This window comes from Spirulina sp. CCY15215, assembly GCF_016888125.1.
Lineage (GTDB): Bacteria > Cyanobacteriota > Cyanobacteriia > Cyanobacteriales > Spirulinaceae > CCY15215.
Map to the genome: position 1 here is coordinate 1 of NZ_JACSWA010000310.1, position 6,096 is coordinate 6,096.

The 6,096-nt window shown below is 45.9% G+C and carries 2 protein-coding genes; both read right to left on the reverse strand.

Going from position 1 to position 6,096, the window contains the following annotated elements:
• Positions 1-142: 142 nt before the first annotated feature.
• On the reverse strand, positions 143-2,551 hold the full coding sequence (locus JUI58_RS05125) for a phosphoketolase family protein (RefSeq protein ID WP_204102676.1): 2,409 nt from the start codon (positions 2,549-2,551) through the stop codon (positions 143-145).
• 196 nt (positions 2,552-2,747) lie between these two features.
• On the reverse strand, positions 2,748-5,951 hold the full coding sequence (locus tag JUI58_RS05130; protein ID WP_204102677.1) for a helicase-related protein: 3,204 nt from the start codon (positions 5,949-5,951) through the stop codon (positions 2,748-2,750).
• Between the last annotated feature and the right edge of the window lie 145 nt (positions 5,952-6,096).

Here is a 6,096-nt window from a genome sequence, read left to right on the forward strand (position 1 = left end):
TTTCTCTATTCTACCCCTTTTTATCCCATTTAATTCTATTTTTTTGTTTCTCTAAGCCTTACACAGCAATCTTTTTATCTCTTTTCAGCAAACCCTATTTAAGATAATTTACTACTTGTGCTGCTTTTGGCGAGGGTTGAGCTTAATGAGGCCATTTCCACTCGCGAATTTCGGGTTTGTCAATTCCTTGCTCAAAGGCATAATTGGTGTGTTCGATGATACTATTTTTCATGCGTTCTTTGACATAAGCCGCCCGATATTGCAATTGAGGAACGCGATCGATGACATCAATAACTAAATTAAAGCGATCGACTTGGTTTTCTATGGCTAACTCTAAGGGAGTGTTAATATTTCCCTCTTCTTTGTAACCCCGCACGTGAATGCGTTCTTGATTGGTGCGACGATAGGTTAACTTATGAATTAACCAAGGATAGCCGTGGAAATTAAAGACTACGGGTTTATCAGGAGTAAACAAAGTATCGAAATCATCATCCGATAAACCGTGGGGATGTTCGCTTTCCGGCATAAGGGTTAAGAGGTCAACCACATTAATAAAACGAACCCGCAGTTCGGGGAATTCCTCCCTTAAAATAGCGGTGGCGGCCAAAGATTCCATCGTAGGAATATCGCCACAGCAAGCCATAACCACATCGGGTTCATCGGGGTCTTTGCCACAATCGTCATTACTGGCCCACTCCCAAATCCCAAGACCTTTGGTACAGTGGGCGATCGCGTCCTCCATCGTCAAATACTGCAAGTGCATCTGTTTATCGACAACAATGACATTCACATAATTGCAACTCCGCAAGCAATGATCGGCGACAGACAGCAAGCAGTTAACATCGGGAGGGAAATAAACCCGCACGACATCGGGACTCTTATTTAAGACTAAATCGATATAACCGGGGTCTTGGTGACTAAAACCGTTGTGATCCTGTCGCCAAACGAGAGAGGAAAGCATGATATTGAGTGAGGAAACCGAAGCCCGCCAAGGCACTTCTTTTTTGCAGATATCCAACCATTTAGCGTGTTGGTTAAACATCGAGTCTACCACGTGGGCAAAGGCTTCGTAGGTATGGAAGAAACCGTGACGACCGGATAAGAGATATCCTTCTAACCAACCCTGCAAAGTATGTTCACTGAGCATTTCCATGACGCGACCATCTTTCGCTATTTCGCTACCATCTTCGTCCTCGGGTAAATAATCCGCCATCCATGTCTTTTTACTGACTTCATAGATGGACTGGAGGCGGTTAGAAGCCGTTTCATCGGGACCGAAAACCCGAAAGTTATCCATGTTTTTCCGCATCACTTCCCGCAGAAAATAACCCAAAACGCGAGTATTTTCTACTTCCACGGTGCCTGGTTTGGGAATTTCTACAGCAAATTGACGAAAATCGGGCATCCGTAGTGCTTTCCGCACTCGACCTCCATTGGCGATGGGGTTGTCACTCATGCGGCGATGTCCTTTGGGGGCGATCGCCTTAATTTCCGGCAGTAATGTCCCATTTTCATCGAAAAGCTCCTCGGGTTTGTAGCTTTTCAGCCATGTTTCCAGTATTTGCAAATGTCCGGGGTTATTCCGCATCCCACTCATCGGCACTTGGTGCGATCGCCAAAAATCCTCTGTTTTGTGACCGTCTACTTCTTTGGGACCCGTCCAACCTTTAGGCGATCGCAAGATAATCATTGGCCAGAAAGGACGTTTAGCGACCCCTGTACGGCGCGCTTCTGCTTGAATGGAACGAATCTGACTGATACACTCTTCCACTGTGGCTGCCATTTTCTGGTGCATCGATTCTGGCTCATCTCCTTCTACCAGATAAGGAGTGTAACCATAGCCTCGGAAGAGATATTCTAATTCTTCGGCGGAGATACGAGCGAGGATGGTAGGATTAGCAATTTTGTAACCGTTTAAGTTCAGAATCGGCAAAACCGCCCCATCGCGAATAGGATTGAGAAACTTATTTGAGTGCCAAGCTGTGGCGAGGGGTCCCGTTTCTGCTTCACCGTCCCCCACAACGCAGGCCACCAGTAGATCGGGATTGTCAAAAGCAGCGCCATAAGCGTGAGAGAGACTATATCCCAATTCCCCTCCCTCGTGGATAGATCCCGGCAGTTCCGGGGTACAATGGCTGCCAATACCCCCTGGAAAAGAGAACCACTGGAAGAGCTTGGTTATGCCTTCCTCATCCTCGCTTTTATCTGGATAAACTTCTGAATAAGTACCTTCAAGGTAAACCGGTCCAATCACTCCTGGTGCGCCGTGGCCGGGTCCGGCCATAAAAATAGCATTGAGATCGTACTTATTAATCAGCCGATTGAGATGAATATAGCTAAAACTTAAAGCTGGAGAAGCACCCCAATGACCCAGCAACCGTTGTTTGATATGCTCTTCCTGTAGAGGTTCTTTGAGTAGGGCGTTATTCCGTAAATAAATCATACCCACGGCCAAGTAATTACAAGCTCGCCAATAGGCATGAATTTTACGCAATTCTTCAGAAGAGAGAGTTTCCGAGGTAGCATTTGGTTTGAAGGGAGTTTCTGTCATGACGATGAAATTAAATGGGGATAAGATAAATGGGTCAGATTATGTTGCCAGAATTGTACCTCTGAAATTTTGTCCCTCATTCTACCAAAAAAACTGGGTTTAAAACCCCTGTAGCGACGTTGCTTGCAACGTCGCTACAGAAGGGATGGGAATATATCCTCAGCAGAGCGGATTTGGTATGCGATCGCTTGATTGTTTATGAAGTTGGCGTTTTTGGCAATATTTTCTCCAGCATTCGTTCAAAGATGCGATCGCCGAAGCTCATTAACCGTATTGAAGAATCGTATTGTTCAGGATAAAAGGTAACGTTATCGGTATAGGTTGCTTGCGCCGATCGCAGGGATAATTGCCAAGTTTTTTCTTCTAGTTTGGCAAATTCAAACCCTTGTTCTTTCAGGATTTTAGAAGTTACGAACAAAGTTTCGAGGGCTTCTGGGGTGATGGGGGAAGGATGCAAGGGACGGCTTAATTCTGCGAGATCGGCTTCTACGTCCATTTCTACCATTTCCTCTAAAGAAGGTTGCAAAGGTGCAGTATCGAATTCCTGTTCAAAATTGGCCATTAACACATCCTCCTCTTCGGGATCGGCACTCATGACGGCTTGTTCGATGAAGGTGGGAACTTGTGCCAAGATGGGTTGCAGATTGCCAACGATATTGGTAAACAGGCCGATGCGTTCTCGCAAGCGTTTATAAACTTTAGCTTCTACGGTGCCATCATAGTAAAAATTATGGATTTTCACGGTGGGATAGCGCTGGCCGATGCGATCTAAACGACCGATGCGCTGTTCGACCCGCATGGGATTCCAAGGTAAATCATAGTTGATGAGAACGCCGCAGGTTTGCAGATTTAGCCCCTCGCTGGCGGATTCGGTACAGAGGAGGAGTTTGACCTCTCCCTCGCGAAATAGGCGTTTTATTCGCTCTTTGGGGACGATTTGCCAATGGGGTTCGGGGTCTTGTCGGGGGAGTTCTCCTCCGCGTCCAGAATAACAGGCCAGGCGATCGCCATAGACCGATCGCAGTTCGTCCCGCAAATAGTCCATCGTGTCGGTATATTGAGTAAAAATAATGGCGCTTTCTCGTGCTAAAAATTCTTGTCGCAGGGTATCGAGGAGAAAGGAGAGTTTGCTATCTTCCCCGGTGTTTTCAAACTGACGCAATAAATCTTCGAGATATTGAATTTCTTGGGGATCGACGGGTTCAAAATAGCTTTCCAAGCCTGCAATAATGGCATCGTCTGCATCGTCAATGTCGGCAAAGTCGTCGGGGGTGATGCTAATACCTTCTAAGCGCCGTTTGAGGGATTCGCGGATGGCAGAAAAGGAACTGGTTAACCGCTTACGATACAAGGTCATGAGGAATCCTAGGGCTTTGCGGTCTTGTTTTTGGGCGAGTCGGTAGAAGTTGCGGACATAATCGCTGACGGCTTGATAGAGGGGAATTTCGCGATCGCCTTCTAAGGAAATGGCGCTATCTTGGACGATGCGTTGAGGAATATCTTTGTCTAGGAGTCCCCGTTGATAGTATTGGCGCAAGGTATCGCGGGTATGGCGAAACATGAGTTCTTTGAGGGGGGTATGAGTAGTGAGATATTGGCGAGAATTGTTGATGAAGGAGGCATCGGTGCAAAGTTGTTTGGCATTGACGAGGGTTTTGCCTTGTTGCCAAATGTCTTGTAATTTGTAGGCTAGGAGGCGATCTTGTTGATTGAGGTATGCTTGTAAGCGCGGGCAGGATTTGCCCCCATACTGGAAATAATCTACGGACATTTGCTGCCAAAATTCGAGGATGTGGCGATCGGGGCGATCGCTGAGGGAGGCGAAGTAGTTACAAAAGTTATCGCCATAGCGCCAGTGGCCTTGCAGTCCCAGTAAGGAGAGGAGATCGAAAATTTCGATGGGGTCGATCTGCATGGGGGTTGCGGAAAGTAGGATTAAGGCGTTGGTTTTCTCTCGCAGTTGCTGCATGAGTTTAAGCAGGCTATTGGGGGTATCTTTACGGGCTTTGGGGGTTTTGCGTCGGGCGTGGTGTGCCTCGTCTAAGATAACTAAATCCCAGGGTTGCGCGTCTAATAGTTCTTGTCTGCGTTCTTGACGGCGGACGAGGTGGGAGGATGCAAGGATGAGATAATGGCGATTCCAGGGGTTTTCTTCGCTAGAAGGGAAGCCTAGGGAGCGAGAAGGGAAGCCTAGGGAGCGAGACGCTCCCACTACGTTGGCATTATCAATCGTAGAAATATTACCGTAGGGGTCTTTGAATTGTCCTTGAAGATAACTCCAGAAATGCAAATTAAATTTTTCTCGTAATTCTTCTTGCCATTGAGGTTGGACGCTGGCGGGGGCTAAAATAAGGACTCGTTTAACTTTTTGGCTAACAAGAAGATAGCGCAAAATTAATCCAGTTTCGATGGTTTTGCCTAGTCCAACTTCATCGGCGATCAGAAAATTGCGAGGGAAGGTTTCAGCGACGCGACGCAGGATTTTAAACTGATGCGGCCAAGGTTGGATGGGAATAGATTTGAGGCAAAAATCTAAACAACCGGGATGTTTATGGAGGTTTAAAATTGGCTCAAAGGTTTTCTTTTCTTGTTGATATTCTGTTTCGGTTAATATTGATGCTTGGTTTTGTCTGGGTAATTGCTGAACATCGATCGCCCTAGTATCGAATTCGTGTTTGCTTTCCCAAGTGGGTTTTGTGGCGGGGGTATAACGTAAAAGTTTAGCGCGAATGGCTTCGGGAATATCAAATAGTTTTATATTGGGGGCAATATCGTTCCACAATTGTTCAAAACGAAATATTTCTTCATTAACTCGTTCTGCATCTCTTCCACCTTCCCAACTACAATAAACGTGGAAGGATTCAATGTTCTGTTCCCAACCGCTTAAGGATTCATTATTAGAGCCAAAACAGACCAGTTGATTAGATTCACTGTCGCTAAAAATGCCGACTTTTTCGTGGAAAATATGTTGGGGATCGAGTTGGCGATCGGGGCTTTCTGGGATGCCGTCTTTTTGCAGGGGAATGGCGATTTTAATATCAAGATAGTTATATTGAATCAGCCAAGCGAGAATTTCAAAGTGTTTGAGTTGGGCGAAGGTTTGCGGGGGAGTTAGAGTTGCGTTGAGGCGGTTTTCTAGGGCTTCTCTGAGGGCATAACCTTGTTTTATGGCTTCTAAGTCCTGTTGGTTGAATTGACAGCCCATAATCAAGCGCATTTTGCCTTCATTATACAGGAGTGCGCCCAATCCTGCGGCAACTTTGCTTAAAATGGCACTACTAAAAAATCCCGATTTGCGATCGTACTGACGGGCATTTTCGAGGGCGGGAATATAAAATTCTAATATGGGGTTATGTTCGTTGTTGGAATAACTAATGCGCCAGTCGCGATCGCTTAACATAATCTTTTCTAAATTTTAGATGGTTGTCCTGTAGTGCGAGCGTCTCGCTCGCTAGTTCTATAAATTCGCTAGTTCTATAAATTCGCTAGTTCTATAAATTCGCTAGTTCTATAAATTCGCTAGTTCTATAAATTCGCTAGTTCTA